The following is a 14965-nucleotide window of genomic DNA, read 5'->3' as shown; positions in this document are numbered from 1 at the left end:
GCGGGTTTTCTCTTTTATGAGGCCCCTATGAGCACTTACAACACAGGCAACCCGCTTGGATCTGCTGCTGCGAAAGATTTATATGACAACGCGCAAGGCCTTGATGATGCTGTAAACGGTACTGAGCATACATGGAAAGACAGGTTTGACAGAACGCGTCGCAGCCTGGCCGGTATCGACTACGATGCAAATCAGTCAATGATCAAGTACGGCTACATAACCGTGCGTTCTTTTGAGCTAGGGGCCACTCTGGAAACTCCTAACTCTGTCCTGCAGTGGGAAAGTAATGGGGAGTTTTACCGTTGGGATGGTGACTGGAGTCAGCCTGTGGTGGTTCCCTCTGGCTCTACACCAGATTCAGCGGGAGGCATTGGTACCGGGAAATGGGTTAGCGTGGGTGACGCAGCGGTGCGTGCCAATCTCGCGAGCTTTGATGCTGCCTTCGGTGATGCCATGTTGGCAGTGCAGGTCTCATTTTCATTCGGTGCACAACGAACCCAGCACCAGAAAAACAATGATGCTATCTCTGCGCTCGACATTAGCGGCATCTCAGCAGATGGGGTGACAGATGACACAGTGCGCTTCGCTGCATTGGAAGCCGAAATCACCGGCCGCGTTATCAACCTTGCAGGTAAGGCGTATTACGTTACAACGCCGCCAGTGGGTAACTCCTATGTGAATGGGCGCTTTATCACACCATCATTAGACACTGGGGCGAACGTCACCCTTGAGCAGCCATCAGGTGGGGATGTTATTGCCTCGACCACTGATACCGGTGCATATGAGGCGAAGTATCAGAACCCACTTACGGGTGATTATCAGATTTCCGGTCGTTCCAACAAATTTCTTTTCGTAAATATCGCCTCACAGAATAGCCGGGCAGCAGGGCCAGCCAGGGCGGTTAACCTTGGTTCAATTTACAGCTATGCCACCGGAAACGTGTCGGGTAACTATTCAGCTCGCCAGTGCCGGGCTACAGTGCCGCAGTCGGTAAATATTGGCTCTGAGGACTGCCGTGTAGATGGTGGTTTTCGTGGCTCAAATATCAGCTCGATCACCTCACATGTAACTGGTGAGACGGGCGTTAACCTTGGAAGCCGTCGGGGTTGGGCCACATCATTCCACTCAGTGAATATTGCCAGCGTTGATGCATACGCAGGTGGTGGTCGCGGAGCCGTCCTGAAAGCGGTGGTAAACAGCGATGGTACGATTGCAGCAGTCACAATCGTATCTGCAGGCACAGGATACAGCAGCGGCGCGGTAGTAGCTTTTTATGACCGCATGAGTGCCCCAACAGTTACCGCCGTTGCAACATGCACGATTGACACTAATGGCGCGATCATCGCCGTCAACGTTACAACCGCTGGTGCTGGCTACAGCACTACAACCAGCGATTTATTCGATGTAGTGCAGGCAACGATCCGTGATGCAGGCAATTACTCTGCAAACATAGCGACAGCGAACGGCTGCGTAACCTATGGGGAAGTGAGTTTTAACCTGGGTACAAATAACTGCGCAGCCAAGGCGAATCGCTCTGGAAACATTGGGTCCAATGCTTCAAACACCTCTGGTCAATACGCGGTAAACATTGGCACAGATACCAGCAGCAACGCTGGAGCGCAGTCTGTGATTTTAGGTGGTGGTGGGAACACAATAACATCCGCGGGCGCAGCCAGCGCGATTCTTGCAGGGAACAACTCTTCTGTTGCGTTAACAGGATGCGTTTTATTTGGACGCCGGGTTTCACCTCGTAATGTAAGAAGCCTTGTATATGGCGATGCAGCAAGCGGATCAGCAGCGACAGCTAATATCAAACTGGAGATGCTGACAAACGGAAACATGAATATCGCTGGCACCCTGACCCAGAACACAACCTTCACCGACTTAGCGAAAATGTTCGAGAACATTGAAGCGGTGGCAATTCCTGTTGGCTCTCTGGTTGCGTGGGAAGGCAGAAATGTTCGGCTAGCGAAAAAAGGTGATGTTGAGTACAGCGCCCACTCGCGGACTTACGCCATTCTCTTTGGTGACTCTCAATTCACTTGGGCCGATCGCTACCAGCGTGATGAATTCGGCGAAATTATCATGGGAGAAGTTAACGACCCTGAATCATCTTGGGACGAAACATTGAATAATGGAGAGGGGGGGTGGGTATCTGCAACCGTCATTAAAGAGCTTGAAAACCCTGACTTTGACGCAACGCAAGAACAAACCCCACGGTCTCAACGCCGCGATGAATGGACGCCTGTAGCGCTAATTGGTGAAGTTCACGTGCGAGTGGATCAGACTGTTGGAGTTGACAGCTATGTTGAACCTTCTGAAACAGCTGGGTTAGGTACTAAATCAGCCTCGCAGACGAAGATGCGCTGCATGGAAATTAGAAGTGAGTATGATGCGACAAAAGGATATGCAGTTGCTCTTTGCCTTATCAGATAATTAATAATCCCCATCAACATCCTTAGCCGCCGACCGGATCACCAGGAAGGCGGCTATCACCACAATCATTACCGCACCAACTACCCACCACATATACACCTCCAAATTTCAATATATCAAATTAAATTGCCGTGATAACTTGCTGATTGTTAAAATGTGACATACAAAAGAACATTTACAACTGAGAAGACAGAATGCAACGTGCGAAAGAAGACGATTTCCTTGATGATATGGTAAGAGAAGGTGTACATGGAATTTTAAGTGCCTCAAAGTATTTAGATAATTTCTCGTCGTGGCTGATGATAGGGGGTGGTGCTGTAATAACAACGCTGATAACCCACGCTGAAGACATTATAAAAAGCTTTACTCATGGTGCTTTTATATCAAGTGTGATTTTGTTAGCCATATCAATTGTGTTCGGTGTTGCTGGTAAGGCTTGTTTCATGCAATCAATCGGAATATTGGCTGCATACAATAATACTATCGAACTACTAGAAAAATACTTTCAAAAAAGAGGTGATGAATACCCAGATGATTTCGACTTTGTTAAGGTTATAAATGAAGGATATTCAGAAAGACTAAGCTCATGCTTCCCTAAATTTTTACGCAAGAAAGTTTTCAAAAAATCTAATGAAGGAGTGAACGAAACCCTTTCAGCGCACCGCATTGCTATGAAATTCTATTGCTTGCAATGGCTCATGTTAATCATTCAACTAGCCTGCTTAATTTCATTCATAGTTGTCGTTGTCTGCTACATACGTTAGAGATGATATTTTATTAAAGTCATTTATTATCACTAGGTTACCAAAATAGCATCACCTTCCGCTTGATCAGTTTCACCGATCAATAATACTGTATGCATATACAGTAACTATCGGAGGGTGCACCATGCCCCGCGACTACGAAATCATGATGGCTTTCAGGCAGGCGATTAAGCGCGATACTGAGGGCCGATTCACCATCAGCACACTCGACTTTGTGAAAGAACTCGACCGTATGAACTGGCACCACACGCTGCGTGCTGCCAATAAGTGGATAGAGACACACACGACCACTTTTCGCGACATCTCAACCTCAGATGGCGATGAACGCGTGTTCCAGGTGTTCAATCCAAACGGTGGGATGTGATGTTCGCTCTGGTTGATGTGAACTCGTTCTATGCCAGCTGTGAGACAGTTTTTCGTCCTGATCTGCGTGGAAAACCGGTTGTCGTCCTGTCGAACAATGATGGCTGCGTGATAGCCCGTTCGGCAGAAGCAAAGGCGCTGGATATCCCTATGGGTGCACCGTACTTCAAGCTAAAGGACGATTTCAGGCGGCATGGCGTGCAGATTTTCAGTTCCAACTATGCGTTGTACGCTGACATGTCGAATCGGGTAATGACAACGCTTGAGGATATGGCGCCATCCGTTGAAATCTATTCGATTGATGAGGCGTTCATGTGCCTCGATGGCATCAGCCGCATTGAGCCACTGGAAGATTTCGGGCGCCGGGTGAGGGCGCGCATTAAGCAGGAAACTCACCTTACTGTGGGCGTGGGTATCGCACCAACTAAGACGCTGGCAAAGCTCGCCAATCACGCAGCGAAGAAGTGGACCAAGACTGGCGGCGTATTGGACCTGTCAAATGTAGATCGGCAGAAGAAACTTATGGCGCTGGTCAAGGTAGAAGATGTCTGGGGCGTTGGCCGACGCATCAGCAAAAAGCTGAACGCTATGGGGATCGTCACGGCCAAAGACCTCTCCGAGCAAAGCACATACATCATCCGCAAGCACTTCAACGTGGTACTGGAAAGAACGGTGCGGGAACTGCGCGGCGAACCCTGCCTTGAGATAGAAGAGTTCGCGCCGACCAAGCAGCAAATTGTGTGCTCGCGCTCCTTTGGATCACGCATCACCGATTACATGGAAATGCGCCAGGCCATTTGCGCTTATGCAGAACGTGCCGCTGAGAAGCTGCGGGGCGAACGCCAGTTCTGCCGCCAGGTGGCTGTGTTTGTCCGTACCAGCCCACACGCGGTGAACGAAATGTATTACGGCAATCAGGCCATGGGTAGTCTACAGACACCATCCAATGACACACGCGACATTATCCGGGTGGCAATGGAGATGCTCGATCGCATCTGGCTGGAAGACCGGCGCTACATGAAAGCCGGTGTCATGCTTGGCGACTTCTTCAGCCAAGGCGTTTCGCAACTCAATCTCTTTGACGAGCATAAACCACAGGCCAACAGCGAGGCGCTGATGCGCGTTGTCGACGGCCTCAACCAAAGCGGTAAGGGGAAATTATGGTTCGCAGGACAGGGCACACAGAAAGCGTGGGCAATGAAGCGGGAAATGTTGTCTCCGGCATACACCACTCGATATTCGGACCTGCCAGTAGCGAGATGACACTGCCGGTTCAAAAGGTCATGGCAACCAGCACGACCTGCTACCTGGTGGAGTGGAAAGGTCGGAGCTGCATAGTTGATGAGAAGCGGCGTCCACAGAACGGCGATACTGTTCTGCTCGACATGTCCGGCCTCTATGAATGGGGTCACGCTTATCTGCACCCTAGCCGGATTATCACGGATGACGGCCTGACGCTGCAAGATGACCTGCTTGAGGATGTGGCCGTTGTGGGAGTCGTTACGCATGAAGTTACTGCAATACATGAACAGGATGGATCACCAATTTGAAGCTTTCAAAAAAGCCCGGAGCAGTGGACACCGGGCGGCAAATGATATGCCTGCAATTGATGGCGTCCCGTGGGGAACGGGAACCGATTGAGCTTAGTATGGTGTTGTGGAATTACCATGCCACGAACAAAAAAAAGCACAGGATGCCCTTGAGTTCAGCCTGTGCGGAGAGTTCAGCGTAATCTTTTATAGTTTTTCTTGGCCTGCCGTGATGCGTCGAGTCACCACGGCATGGGACTCCATTGTGTCTGCATCAAAAAAACAATCACCATAATCAGAGCAGTAGTAAGACCTGGCAGCAGAAGATATCGCATGCTCGCCTCCACGTTTTCCTATGTAGCAGTGAATAATGTAGACCATTGACACAAAAAAGCCCGGTAGTGGTGGCTGACCGGGCTAGGCACAATCCTATGCCAAACATCTCCAATGAGAGCAGGTCAACAACACAGGGAAGTAGAAGTGACAATTAGATGATAGGTTGGCTATCGTGAAAAGCTAGCGAAGCGGCTACGAGTCAGTTAGGGCATAAAAAAAGCAGCCACCTGGGCTGCTTTTCATGCGTCATGTTGAAAACTAGCTTTTCATTTCTTCTTCGATCTGAGCAACTAAATCAATAGCATTTTTCAGGCGGTTCACGCGAGCTTCTGTCCAGCGGAACTGCGAATCACCAGATGGTGCGCAAGCACGGATTGAACCTGATTTGAGAGCCTTCTTGACGGAGTCAGCTTCATGGTGAGCACTCAGGTTCGTTACTGATGAATCGTTAGCTGGCATATTTAAGTTATTAATTTTCATAATCATCCCCCTATCATGGATGGCGGTGATGACACTATTATAGTCATAATTTTCATCATGCAAGTTGTGATGCCCCATAGATATGTCTGAAAACATAACCTGGCCACCACTACATACATCTTGGCTTTTGGCTGTTTCTACAGCAGTCCGGAAGCAACGATTTCTGTCGAAACACTCTGCTGCATAATCCTTTCCGGAGCCAGAGAAAATACCTACGAAACCCTGCGTTTGGGTATCAAGCAAAACCTTTTTTGGGCCCGCATCAAAAAGAATATCTCCAGAAACAGAGATAATCATTACCGAAACGAGTCTAATTTCACTGATCGCAACTTCTGGCATGTTATCGCTGGAGATAGTTGGTTGTTGCCACCATCTTTTCCACTCAGATATTAACTGCCCATCGCCAGCAAGGATCAATGATGCGCCTGGGCGCATTGCAATCTTATGAAAGCCTGTGTCGTCTGCATAAATCAGATAATCGCCATCTTGCAGAGTGCAGACTGCCGACCACCTGGAATCTGAAGCCAGAATGCGTCGATTATAATCGTAAACTGTTGTTGTCATGTATGACGCCCTACCTAGCATCAAGGTTGTGCAACTCTACAGGAACCACAAACCGTTATCTAATTGGTAATACTTATCGGTTGAAGCGTATTTAACTTTAGAGCTAATAACAATCAGCGAGCTATAGAGCAAAAGCTATCTATATATAAAGAAAGAAATCGAGTACGTTTAAGTGTACTCGATTTTGTTTATTTCAATATAAAAAATGATGTATTACATGAAGTTAAATTAAATTCTCACTTAGTCCATTTAACTAAGGAGACGCGGCGCGCAGTATAGCGTACCGACCAGCAGAATTTAACCGTGTAAATCCTGTTTGCTCAATCTATCAACAATGTCGTGCCACAGATCACTGTTGTTTCTTCTGCGCTTTCTCTTTGCGCTTCTGTTCCGCCTTCGCTTTGGCCTTCGCCGCCTCGCTCATATCGTTGCGAATTTGCGCATGGCTAATCAGTGCAAAAATCAACGTGCCGCCGGTGATATTTCCCAGCAGGGTAGGCAGCGCAAACGGCCAGAGAAACTCCTGCCAGGGCAGTGTGCCGGCAAACACCAGATACAGCACTTCTACTGAACCCACCACGATATGCGCCAGATCGCCGAGGGCAACCAGCCAGGTCATCATCACAATCACCACGATTTTGGCCGCGCCCGCGTAAGGGAACATCCAGACCATGGTGGCGATAATCCAACCTGAAATCACGGCATTGGCAAACATTTCGCTGGGGGAGTTGTCCATCACCTTTTCGCTAATCACGGTGAAGGCCTGGCGAGTTGCCTCGTCAAAAATCGGCATATGATTAAACGCCAATGCGCCGAGCGCCGTACCGATCAAATTTCCTGCCAGCACTATGGCCCACAGACGCAATAACAGCATGAAATTACCGCCAGTGGGTTTGTGCATAACCGGTAATACCGCAGTAACTGTGTTTTCAGTGAACAATTGCTGGCGCGCCATAATGACGATGACAAAGCCGAAGGTATAACCCAGATTCTCCAGCAGGAAACCGCCTGGCACATCGGCCAAATGCACATGGAAAATCCCTTTGGCCATCAGCGAAGCGCTCATGGAGAGCCCAGCAGCCACGGCAGACCATAATATGGCCATGCCGTCGCGCTCTAGCTCTTTCTCGCCATCCTGGCGGATCTCTTCATGAATGGCAGCAGCCCGTGAGGGCAGGGCATCTTCATCCACTTCTATCTCTTTCCCCTGGTCCTTTTCGTCGCTCTCGACATCATTGTCATGTTCTGAAATGGATGGTGATTGCTTCATGTTTTCCCCTGGTGATAATGCCAACGCGTAATAAGCGTAGACGGTTTTATCAAGAGCGAAATGTTACGAAGATTCAATTTAAGAGTAACAAGATTTTAACTGAGGCGATTTTTTGCGCAATTCCTTGATCTGATGCGCACGAATACCCCCTTTGGGGGAAGTGAGAGCTACCTCACAGACTTCGGCCCACAGATTCATTGTGGTATTATCCCCGCCTTATTTCACAGCTGCGATTCCCTCTTTCATGCTCGAAGTCATTAATCTCTCATGCGTTCGTGATGAGCGAACCCTGTTTCATGGTCTGAGCTTCCATGTGCAACCGGGTGACATTGTGCAAATTGAAGGCCCTAACGGGGCAGGAAAAACCTCACTGCTGCGTCTGCTGGCTGGATTAAGCCGGGCAGAAGAGGGCGAGGTGATGTGGCAATCGCAGCCGATTCGTCAGCAGCGCGAAATATGGCATCAAAACTTGCTCTATCTTGGCCATCATCCTGGTGTGAAGTCGGTACTCTCACCTCTGGAAAACCTGCATTTCTGGCACGGCGATCGTGATGAAGAAGTGATTTTCGACGCGCTGGAGCAGGTGAACTTGCTGGGATATGAAGAGGTGCCGGTTGCGCAGTTATCCGCAGGGCAGCAACGGCGTGTAGCCCTGGCTCGCCTGTGGCTCAGCCCGGCAAAAATCTGGATTCTGGATGAACCGCTCACGGCCATTGATAAAGGCGGCGTGGAAAAATTAATGGCGCGTTTCGCTGAACATGCCGATAACGGAGGCGCAGTGATTTTGACTACCCATCAGGATTTGCCTGATGAGAGTGAACGCGTGCGCAAAATCCGCCTCATCTCGGAGTGGGCTTGATGTTAGGTCGCGTGATTCAGCGTGAGTTGAAAATTGCATTTCGCAGCGGTGCCGAGGTGATTAACCCGCTGTGGTTTTTCCTGATTGTTATCACGCTGTTTCCGTTAGGTATCGGGCCGGATCCTCAGCAACTGGCGCGCATTGCGCCAGGCGTGGCGTGGGTTGCGGCATTGTTAGCCTCACTGCTGGCGCTTGAGCGACTGTTCCGTGATGATTTTCTGGATGGTTCGCTGGAGCAACTACTTTTGCTGCCGACCCCATTGCCGGTCACCGTGCTGGGAAAAGTGATTGCTCACTGGCTGATTACGGGCTTGCCACTGATTTTACTGTCGCCTCTGGCGGCACTCCTGCTGTCACTGGATTTTGCTGGCTGGCGCGCGATGGCGCTGACGCTTTTACTCGGCACGCCAACCTTGAGTTTTCTTGGTGCGATTGGCACCGGTCTGACCGTTGGGCTGCGGCGTGGCGGCGTACTTCTGAGTTTACTGGTATTGCCGTTGTCGATACCTGTTCTGATCTTTGCCAGCGCGGCCATCGATGCCGCCGGTCAGGGATTGCCGATCGGAGGCTATCTGGCAATTCTTGGCGCGATGCTGGCAGTGAGCGCAACACTTTCGCCGTTCGCAACTGCCGCGGCTTTGCGCATTAGTCTGCATTAATCCGTGCTGCCCCAGAGCCGCCGGTATCCGAATTCTTTTTTATTGTGAGCTATGCAAATGTGGAAATGGTTACACCAGTGGGCAAAGCCTGAGCGGCTTTACCAGCTATGCGGTCGCTTAATTCCGTGGTTCGCCGTGCTTGGCGTGGCAACGCTGCTGCTTGGTTGGGTGTGGGGCTTCGGCTTTGCACCGGCCGATTATCAGCAAGGCAACAGCTTCCGTATTATGTACATTCACGTGCCAGCCGCGATGTGGTCAATGGGCGTTTACGCATCCATGGCGATTGCCGCGTTTATCGGCCTGGTGTGGCAGATGAAGATGGCGGATCTGGTTTCGGCAGCGATGGCGCCTATTGGTGCGGTGTTTACTTTTATCGCGTTAGTGACGGGTTCCGCCTGGGGCAAACCGATGTGGGGCACTTGGTGGATTTGGGATGCCCGCCTGACATCGGAACTGGTGCTGCTGTTCATCTATATGGGCGTGATTGCGCTCTATCACTCGTTTGAGGATCGTCGCACCGCCGGTCGTGCCGCAGGCATTCTGATTCTGGTGGGCGTGGTTAACTTGCCCATCATCCACTTCTCGGTACAGTGGTGGAACACCCTGCATCAGGGATCGTCAGGCATTTTGCAGCAGGCAATTGCGCCGAGTATGCGGACGCCGCTGCGTTGGGCCATTCTCGGTTATCTGCTGGTGTTTGGCGCGCTGACGCTAATGCGCCTGCGTAACCTGATCCTGTTCAGCGAGCGCCATCGTCCATGGGCGATCGATGTGGCTCAGGGAGGGCGCAAAGCATGACACCGGCTTTCTCATCATGGAGCGACTTCTTCGCCATGGGCGGCTATGCCTTCTATGTCTGGCTCGCCGTCATCCTCACGTTAATCCCTTTATTCGGTCTGGTGCTGCATACCCTGTTGTTCCGCCGCCGTTTGCTGGCAGAAATTCGCCAGCGTCAATCCAGGGAGCGCCGCATTCGCGCGGCCAAGTCGAAAAAAGCTGCCAGTGAAGCAGCAGGAGAAACCGTGTGAATATCCGTCGTCGTAACCGCCTGTATGTGGTGGTCGCGATTTTGGTCGGCTTAGGCCTGGCCACATCGCTGGTGATGTATGCGCTGCGTTCCAACATTGACCTGTTTTACACCCCGAGTGAAATTCTGTACGGCAAAGGTGAAGCGCATCAGATGCCGGAAACCGGGCAACGTCTGCGCGTCGGCGGCATGGTGATGCCTGGCAGCGTGAAGCGCGATCCGAAAACGCTGGCTGTCTCTTTCAAGCTGTATGACGCCAACGGCGTGATCAGCGTAAGTTACGAAGGCATCTTGCCGGATCTGTTCCGTGAAGGGCAGGGCGTGGTGGCGCAGGGCGTGCTGGAAAGCGGCAACCTGGTCAATGCCAAAGAAGTGCTGGCAAAACATGACGAAAAATACACCCCGCCAGAAATTGAAGATGCGATGAAGAAAAACCACACAGGACCTGCAGCGACTTATCAGCAGGCAGGTGCTCAATCATGATGCCGGAAATTGGCAGCTTTCTGCTTTGCCTGGCGCTGGGACTCGCGCTGCTATTAAGTATTTATCCGTTGTGGGGCGCAACGCGTCAGGATGCACGTTTGATGGCGATGGCACGTCCGCTGGCGTGGGGCATGTTCGCCTGTATCGTTGCCGCCTTCGTAGTGCTGGTACATGCGTTTATCGTTAACGATTTCAGCGTGGCCTATGTCGCCACCAACTCCAACACCCTACTGCCGGTTTACTACCGCATCGCGGCCACCTGGGGCGCGCATGAAGGTTCACTGCTGCTGTGGGTGCTGTTGCTCAGCACCTGGACGGTAGCCGTCGCGATTTTCAGTCGCGGCATGCCGCAGGATGCACTGGCGCGCGTGTTGTCAGTCATGGGTATGATCAATCTCGGCTTCCTGCTGTTTATTACGCTCACCTCGAATCCGTTTACCCGAACCCTGCCGAACTTCCCGGTTGATGGCAGCGACCTCAATCCGATGCTGCAGGATATCGGGCTGATTTTCCATCCGCCTCTGCTTTACATGGGGTATGTCGGTTTCTCGGTGGCATTTGCGTTTGCAATTGCGTCATTGATGGCAGGACGTCTTGATACCGCATGGGCGCGCTGGTCACGCCCGTGGACCACCGCAGCCTGGGTTTTCCTGACCATTGGTATCGTGCTCGGTTCTGCGTGGGCCTATTACGAACTGGGCTGGGGCGGCTGGTGGTTCTGGGATCCGGTCGAGAATGCTTCGTTCATGCCATGGCTGGCCGGTACGGCGTTGATGCACTCGCTAGCGGTGACAGAAAAACGGGGTAGCTTCAAATCCTGGACGGTGCTGCTGGCGATCACGGCATTCTCATTAAGCCTGCTGGGCACTTTCCTGGTGCGTTCAGGCGTGCTGGTGTCAGTGCACTCATTTGCTTCCGATCCGGCGCGCGGCATGTTCATTCTCGCCTTCCTGGTGATCGTGATTGGTAGCTCGCTGCTACTTTATGCCATCAAAGGTGGCAAGGTGCGCAGCCGCGTGCAGAGCGAAGCCTGGTCACGCGAATCCTTCCTGTTGGGTAATAATGTTCTGTTAATTGCGGCCATGCTGGTGGTGCTGCTGGGCACGTTGTTGCCGTTAGTCCATAAGCAGCTTGGACTGGGCAGTATTTCTGTCGGCGAACCCTTCTTCAACACCATGTTTACCTGGTTGATGGCACCGTTCGCGCTGATGCTCGGCATTGGGCCGCTGGTGCGCTGGCGTCGCGATGAGCCGCAGAAGTTGTGGAAACGCCTGGGTGTCGGTTTGCTGGTCACACTGATCTTGTCGATCGCACTACCGTGGCTGCTGCAGGACCGCATTGAAGCGATGACAGTGATTGGCTTGCTGATGGCGATCTGGGTGATTCTGCTGACGCTGATGGAACTGCACGAGCGCGCTACCCATCGCTACAGCTTCTTCAAAGGCCTGCGTCATTTAACCCGCAGCCATTGGGGCATGGTGCTGGGTCATTTAGGCGTTGCCGTAACGGTGGTGGGTATCGCTTTTAGCACCCAGTACAGCGTTGAGCGCGATGTGCGCATGAAGTCAGGCGATACCGTGGATATCCACAACTATCACTTTATTTTCCGCGACGTACACAATTTGCAGGGACCGAACTACAGCGGCGGTGTCGCCATTATCGATGTGACGCGTGACGGAAAATTTGAAGCGGTACTGCATGCTGAAAAACGGTTCTATACCGCAGCCCGTACCATGATGACCGAAGCGGCAATCAGCGGTGGTTTCACTCGCGATCTCTACGCGGCATTGGGCGAAGAGTTGGATGACGGTTCCTGGGCGGTGCGCATCTATTACAAACCGTTCGTGCGCTGGATTTGGTTCGGCGGCGTGTTTATGGCGGTCGGCGGCCTATTGTGCCTGCTGGACCCACGTTATCGTTCGCGCAAAAAAGCGCAGCAGGAGGAGCTGGCATGAGCAAGAAAATCCTGTTCATCCCGTTAGTGCTGTTTCTGCTGCTGGCGGCCGCGCTGTTGTGGCAGTTGTCTCGCAACGCTAATGGGGATGATCCCACGCGTCTGGAATCGGCGCTGATTGGTAAGCCGGTACCGGTTTTTAAACTGGAAGCGCTCGATAAGCCGGGCAAAATCTACGATCAGCAAGTTCTGACCGACGGCAAACCGATCCTGCTCAATGTCTGGGCCACCTGGTGCCCGACATGCCGTGCTGAGCATCAGTATCTCAACACGCTGGCCGAGAAGGGCATTCGCGTCGTCGGGCTGAACTACAAAGATGATCGCACCAAAGCGGTCACCTGGCTGAACACGCTGGGCAACCCTTACGCGCTGAGCCTGTATGACGGTGACGGCATGTTAGGGCTGGACCTCGGCGTCTACGGTGCACCCGAAACCTTCCTGATCGACGGCCATGGCATTATTCGTTATCGCCACGCGGGCGATATGAATGACCGCGTGTGGAACGAAGAAGTGAAACCGTTGTGGGACAAATACAGTAAAGGGGCGGGCGCGTGAAACGACTGCTTTTGTTAGTCGCGGGCATTCTGCTCAGCACCAGCCTGTGGGCTGCCATTGATACTTACCAGTTCGATTCGGTACAGCAGGAAGAACAATACCGCGATCTCACCGGTTCGCTGCGTTGCCCTAAGTGTCAGAACAACAGCATTGCCGACTCCAATGCGATGATTGCCGCAGACATGCGTCTGAAAGTGTATGAGCTGATGAAGCAGGGCCAAAGTCGCCAGCAGATCATCGATTATATGGTGGCGCGCTACGGCAACTTCGTCACTTATGAACCACCGGTTACCCCTTCAACGTTGATTTTGTGGGTGGGGCCGGCGCTGTTTGTGGTGCTGGGCGGCTTGATTATTATTCTGCGCAATCGCCGGGGGAAAACCCGTAGCGATCTCGATGACGATGAACAACAGCGCCTTGCGGCGATTCTAAAGCGTGACGGGAAGCCGTAATGACTGGATTCTGGATTACCCTGATTATTTTGCTGGTGGCGGCCTCGGCGCTGTTTCTCAGTGCAGGCTGGCGTCAACGTCAAGCCACTAGCGGCGATCGCGATCGTCTGAATACCGATTTCTACCAGCAGCGCCTGCGCGAATTAGCGCGTGATGAAGAGGAAGGCGTGGTTGCCGAGCGCCCGGAGATGGTGCGTGAACTGCAACAAACGCTGCTCACCGATGTGCCGAACGAGCACGCCGCGCGCATCCATAGCAGTAGCCGTTGGGTGCTATTGCCGGGACTGATTGTGTTGTTGCTGGTGTCGGTTGGCTTTTACCTGAAGACAGGTGGACTGGCGCAACTGGCCGGTTGGGTTAGCGTGCAGCAGGAATACCCCCAGTTGCGCGCCCGTGTGATGGATCCCAAAGCGGCGCCCTTAACCATGGAAGAGTTGGCTCGCCTACAATTAGGGTTGCGCACCGCTTTGCAAGACGATCCGCAAAACCTCAATGACTGGACGATGCTGGGCCGCCTGGGCATGGTGCTGAATAACGCGACGAATGCCAGCCAGGCCTTCCAGCGTGCATTGCAACTGGCACCTGATAATCTGGAACTGCAGCAGGATTATGCCGAAGTCCTGACGCGCTCCAGCGATCCGCAGGACAACCGCCAGGCCAATGTAATGCTGAAAGATCTGCTAAAACGCGACCATAGCAACGTGCGCACCCTAAGCTTGTTGGCATTTAATGCTTTTGAGCAGCAGCAATATGATCAAGCGATTGGTGCCTGGCAGGTGATGCTGAAGCTTCTGCCCGCGGGTGACAAGCGCATTACCATGATAGAGCGCAGCATTGAACAAGCGAAAACTGATGCGGGACAGCAAAATAGTCACCTGGCATTGACGGTGAGTTTAACTCCGCAGGCAGAAAAAATGTTACCGCAAGGCGGAGTGTTGTATATTTCTGTGTCTGACGGTGTTTCACCGGTGCCTGTGGCTGTGAAGCGTTTACCGCTGAGCCATTTCCCGTTATCGCTCACGCTGGATGACAGCAACGCCATGATGCCCGATCGCCTGCTTTCGGCGCAGCATCAGGTGCAGGTCAGGGTGCGTATTTCGCGCGATGGTAGCGCCAATCCTCAGTCGGGAGACTGGTTTGGCTTAAGCGCGATCACCCCCTGGGATGGTCATCAGCAACTGGCTGTGGAGATTAATCAACAGCAGCCCTGAAGCGATACATTATTCAACCGCAC

Annotated in this window: 16 protein-coding genes; 14 read left to right on the top strand and 2 right to left on the bottom strand. The window is 52.2% G+C overall.

What is annotated here, in order from left to right; all coding sequences use genetic code 11:
* Positions 1-27 precede the first annotated feature (27 nt).
* From AC1MDE_RS18135 to AC1MDE_RS18115, 5 genes are all read left to right on the top strand, one after another.
* The gene (locus tag AC1MDE_RS18135) at positions 28-2436 is read left to right on the top strand and encodes a peptidase G2 autoproteolytic cleavage domain-containing protein (RefSeq protein WP_480344925.1); all 2409 of its coding nucleotides are present in this window, start codon (positions 28-30) and stop codon (positions 2434-2436) included.
* 194 nt (positions 2437-2630) lie between these two features.
* On the top strand, positions 2631-3200 hold the full coding sequence (locus AC1MDE_RS18130; RefSeq protein ID WP_480344924.1) for a hypothetical protein: 570 nt from the start codon (positions 2631-2633) through the stop codon (positions 3198-3200).
* A gap of 124 nt (positions 3201-3324) precedes the next feature.
* Positions 3325-3564, top strand: a complete 240-nt coding sequence (locus tag AC1MDE_RS18125; RefSeq protein ID WP_480344923.1) for a DNA polymerase V — start codon at positions 3325-3327, stop codon at positions 3562-3564.
* Complete coding sequence (gene umuC, locus AC1MDE_RS18120; RefSeq protein WP_480344922.1) at positions 3564-4826, top strand: translesion error-prone DNA polymerase V subunit UmuC; 1263 nt, start codon at positions 3564-3566, stop codon at positions 4824-4826. The genes AC1MDE_RS18125 and umuC overlap by 1 nt, the downstream gene beginning before the upstream one ends.
* Complete coding sequence (locus tag AC1MDE_RS18115) at positions 4823-5113, top strand: hypothetical protein (RefSeq protein ID WP_480344921.1); 291 nt, start codon at positions 4823-4825, stop codon at positions 5111-5113. The genes umuC and AC1MDE_RS18115 overlap by 4 nt, the downstream gene beginning before the upstream one ends.
* 573 nt (positions 5114-5686) lie before the next feature.
* On the opposite strand, the gene AC1MDE_RS18110 is transcribed toward AC1MDE_RS18115, so the two are convergent.
* Positions 5687-6472, bottom strand: a complete 786-nt coding sequence (locus tag AC1MDE_RS18110; protein ID WP_309786683.1) for a hypothetical protein — start codon at positions 6470-6472, stop codon at positions 5687-5689.
* A 349-nt stretch (positions 6473-6821) separates the two neighbouring features.
* Positions 6822-7742, bottom strand: coding sequence for a formate/nitrite transporter family protein (locus AC1MDE_RS18105; protein WP_480344920.1), 921 nt, complete (start codon positions 7740-7742; stop codon positions 6822-6824).
* Positions 7743-7986: 244 nt separating this feature from the next.
* On the opposite strand from AC1MDE_RS18105, the gene ccmA reads away from it, so the two are divergent.
* From ccmA to ccmI, 9 genes are read left to right on the top strand one after another with little or no spacing between them, the layout of a single operon-like run.
* Positions 7987-8601: a cytochrome c biogenesis heme-transporting ATPase CcmA gene (gene ccmA, locus AC1MDE_RS18100; RefSeq protein WP_034825191.1), complete on the top strand. Its 615-nt coding sequence runs from the start codon at positions 7987-7989 to the stop codon at positions 8599-8601.
* Complete coding sequence (gene ccmB / locus AC1MDE_RS18095; protein WP_038649973.1) at positions 8601-9260, top strand: heme exporter protein CcmB; 660 nt, start codon at positions 8601-8603, stop codon at positions 9258-9260. Before ccmA ends, ccmB begins: the two co-directional genes overlap by 1 nt.
* A 57-nt stretch (positions 9261-9317) precedes the next feature.
* The gene (locus AC1MDE_RS18090; RefSeq protein ID WP_034825278.1) at positions 9318-10058 is read left to right on the top strand and encodes a heme ABC transporter permease; all 741 of its coding nucleotides are present in this window, start codon (positions 9318-9320) and stop codon (positions 10056-10058) included.
* A complete protein-coding gene (ccmD, locus tag AC1MDE_RS18085; RefSeq protein WP_034825187.1) occupies positions 10055-10288 on the top strand; it encodes a heme exporter protein CcmD in 234 nt (77 codons plus the stop codon). The genes AC1MDE_RS18090 and ccmD overlap by 4 nt, the downstream gene beginning before the upstream one ends.
* Positions 10285-10770 carry a cytochrome c maturation protein CcmE gene (gene ccmE, locus AC1MDE_RS18080; RefSeq protein ID WP_034825185.1) on the top strand — a complete coding sequence of 162 codons (486 nt, stop codon included), beginning with the start codon at positions 10285-10287 and terminating at the stop codon, positions 10768-10770. The genes ccmD and ccmE overlap by 4 nt, the downstream gene beginning before the upstream one ends.
* Positions 10767-12725, top strand: a complete 1959-nt coding sequence (locus AC1MDE_RS18075; RefSeq protein ID WP_479400666.1) for a heme lyase CcmF/NrfE family subunit — start codon at positions 10767-10769, stop codon at positions 12723-12725. Before ccmE ends, AC1MDE_RS18075 begins: the two co-directional genes overlap by 4 nt.
* Positions 12722-13279, top strand: coding sequence for a DsbE family thiol:disulfide interchange protein (locus AC1MDE_RS18070; RefSeq protein ID WP_038645648.1), 558 nt, complete (start codon positions 12722-12724; stop codon positions 13277-13279). Before AC1MDE_RS18075 ends, AC1MDE_RS18070 begins: the two co-directional genes overlap by 4 nt.
* Positions 13276-13731 (top strand): cytochrome c-type biogenesis protein, encoded by a 456-nt coding sequence (locus tag AC1MDE_RS18065; protein ID WP_058959034.1) that lies wholly within the window; start codon positions 13276-13278, stop codon positions 13729-13731. Before AC1MDE_RS18070 ends, AC1MDE_RS18065 begins: the two co-directional genes overlap by 4 nt.
* On the top strand, positions 13731-14942 hold the full coding sequence (gene ccmI, locus AC1MDE_RS18060; protein WP_097116547.1) for a c-type cytochrome biogenesis protein CcmI: 1212 nt from the start codon (positions 13731-13733) through the stop codon (positions 14940-14942). Before AC1MDE_RS18065 ends, ccmI begins: the two co-directional genes overlap by 1 nt.
* The last annotated feature ends 23 nt before the right edge of the window (positions 14943-14965 follow it).

The sequence above is a fragment of the Pantoea folii genome, assembly GCF_056678875.1.
This window is presented reverse-complemented; position numbering and strand designations above follow the sequence as displayed.

Coding starts and splice junctions, on each gene's coding strand:
- AC1MDE_RS18135 (WP_480344925.1), top strand. CDS start 28: ATGAGCACTTACAACACAGGCAACCCGCTTGGATCTGCTGCTGCGAAA.
- AC1MDE_RS18130 (WP_480344924.1), top strand. CDS start 2,631: ATGCAACGTGCGAAAGAAGACGATTTCCTTGATGATATGGTAAGAGAA.
- AC1MDE_RS18125 (WP_480344923.1), top strand. CDS start 3,325: ATGCCCCGCGACTACGAAATCATGATGGCTTTCAGGCAGGCGATTAAG.
- umuC (WP_480344922.1), top strand. CDS start 3,564: ATGTTCGCTCTGGTTGATGTGAACTCGTTCTATGCCAGCTGTGAGACA.
- AC1MDE_RS18115 (WP_480344921.1), top strand. CDS start 4,823: ATGACACTGCCGGTTCAAAAGGTCATGGCAACCAGCACGACCTGCTAC.
- AC1MDE_RS18110 (WP_309786683.1), bottom strand. CDS start 6,472: ATGACAACAACAGTTTACGATTATAATCGACGCATTCTGGCTTCAGAT.
- AC1MDE_RS18105 (WP_480344920.1), bottom strand. CDS start 7,742: ATGAAGCAATCACCATCCATTTCAGAACATGACAATGATGTCGAGAGC.
- ccmA (WP_034825191.1), top strand. CDS start 7,987: ATGCTCGAAGTCATTAATCTCTCATGCGTTCGTGATGAGCGAACCCTG.
- ccmB (WP_038649973.1), top strand. CDS start 8,601: ATGTTAGGTCGCGTGATTCAGCGTGAGTTGAAAATTGCATTTCGCAGC.
- AC1MDE_RS18090 (WP_034825278.1), top strand. CDS start 9,318: ATGTGGAAATGGTTACACCAGTGGGCAAAGCCTGAGCGGCTTTACCAG.
- ccmD (WP_034825187.1), top strand. CDS start 10,055: ATGACACCGGCTTTCTCATCATGGAGCGACTTCTTCGCCATGGGCGGC.
- AC1MDE_RS18075 (WP_479400666.1), top strand. CDS start 10,767: ATGATGCCGGAAATTGGCAGCTTTCTGCTTTGCCTGGCGCTGGGACTC.
- AC1MDE_RS18070 (WP_038645648.1), top strand. CDS start 12,722: ATGAGCAAGAAAATCCTGTTCATCCCGTTAGTGCTGTTTCTGCTGCTG.
- ccmI (WP_097116547.1), top strand. CDS start 13,731: ATGACTGGATTCTGGATTACCCTGATTATTTTGCTGGTGGCGGCCTCG.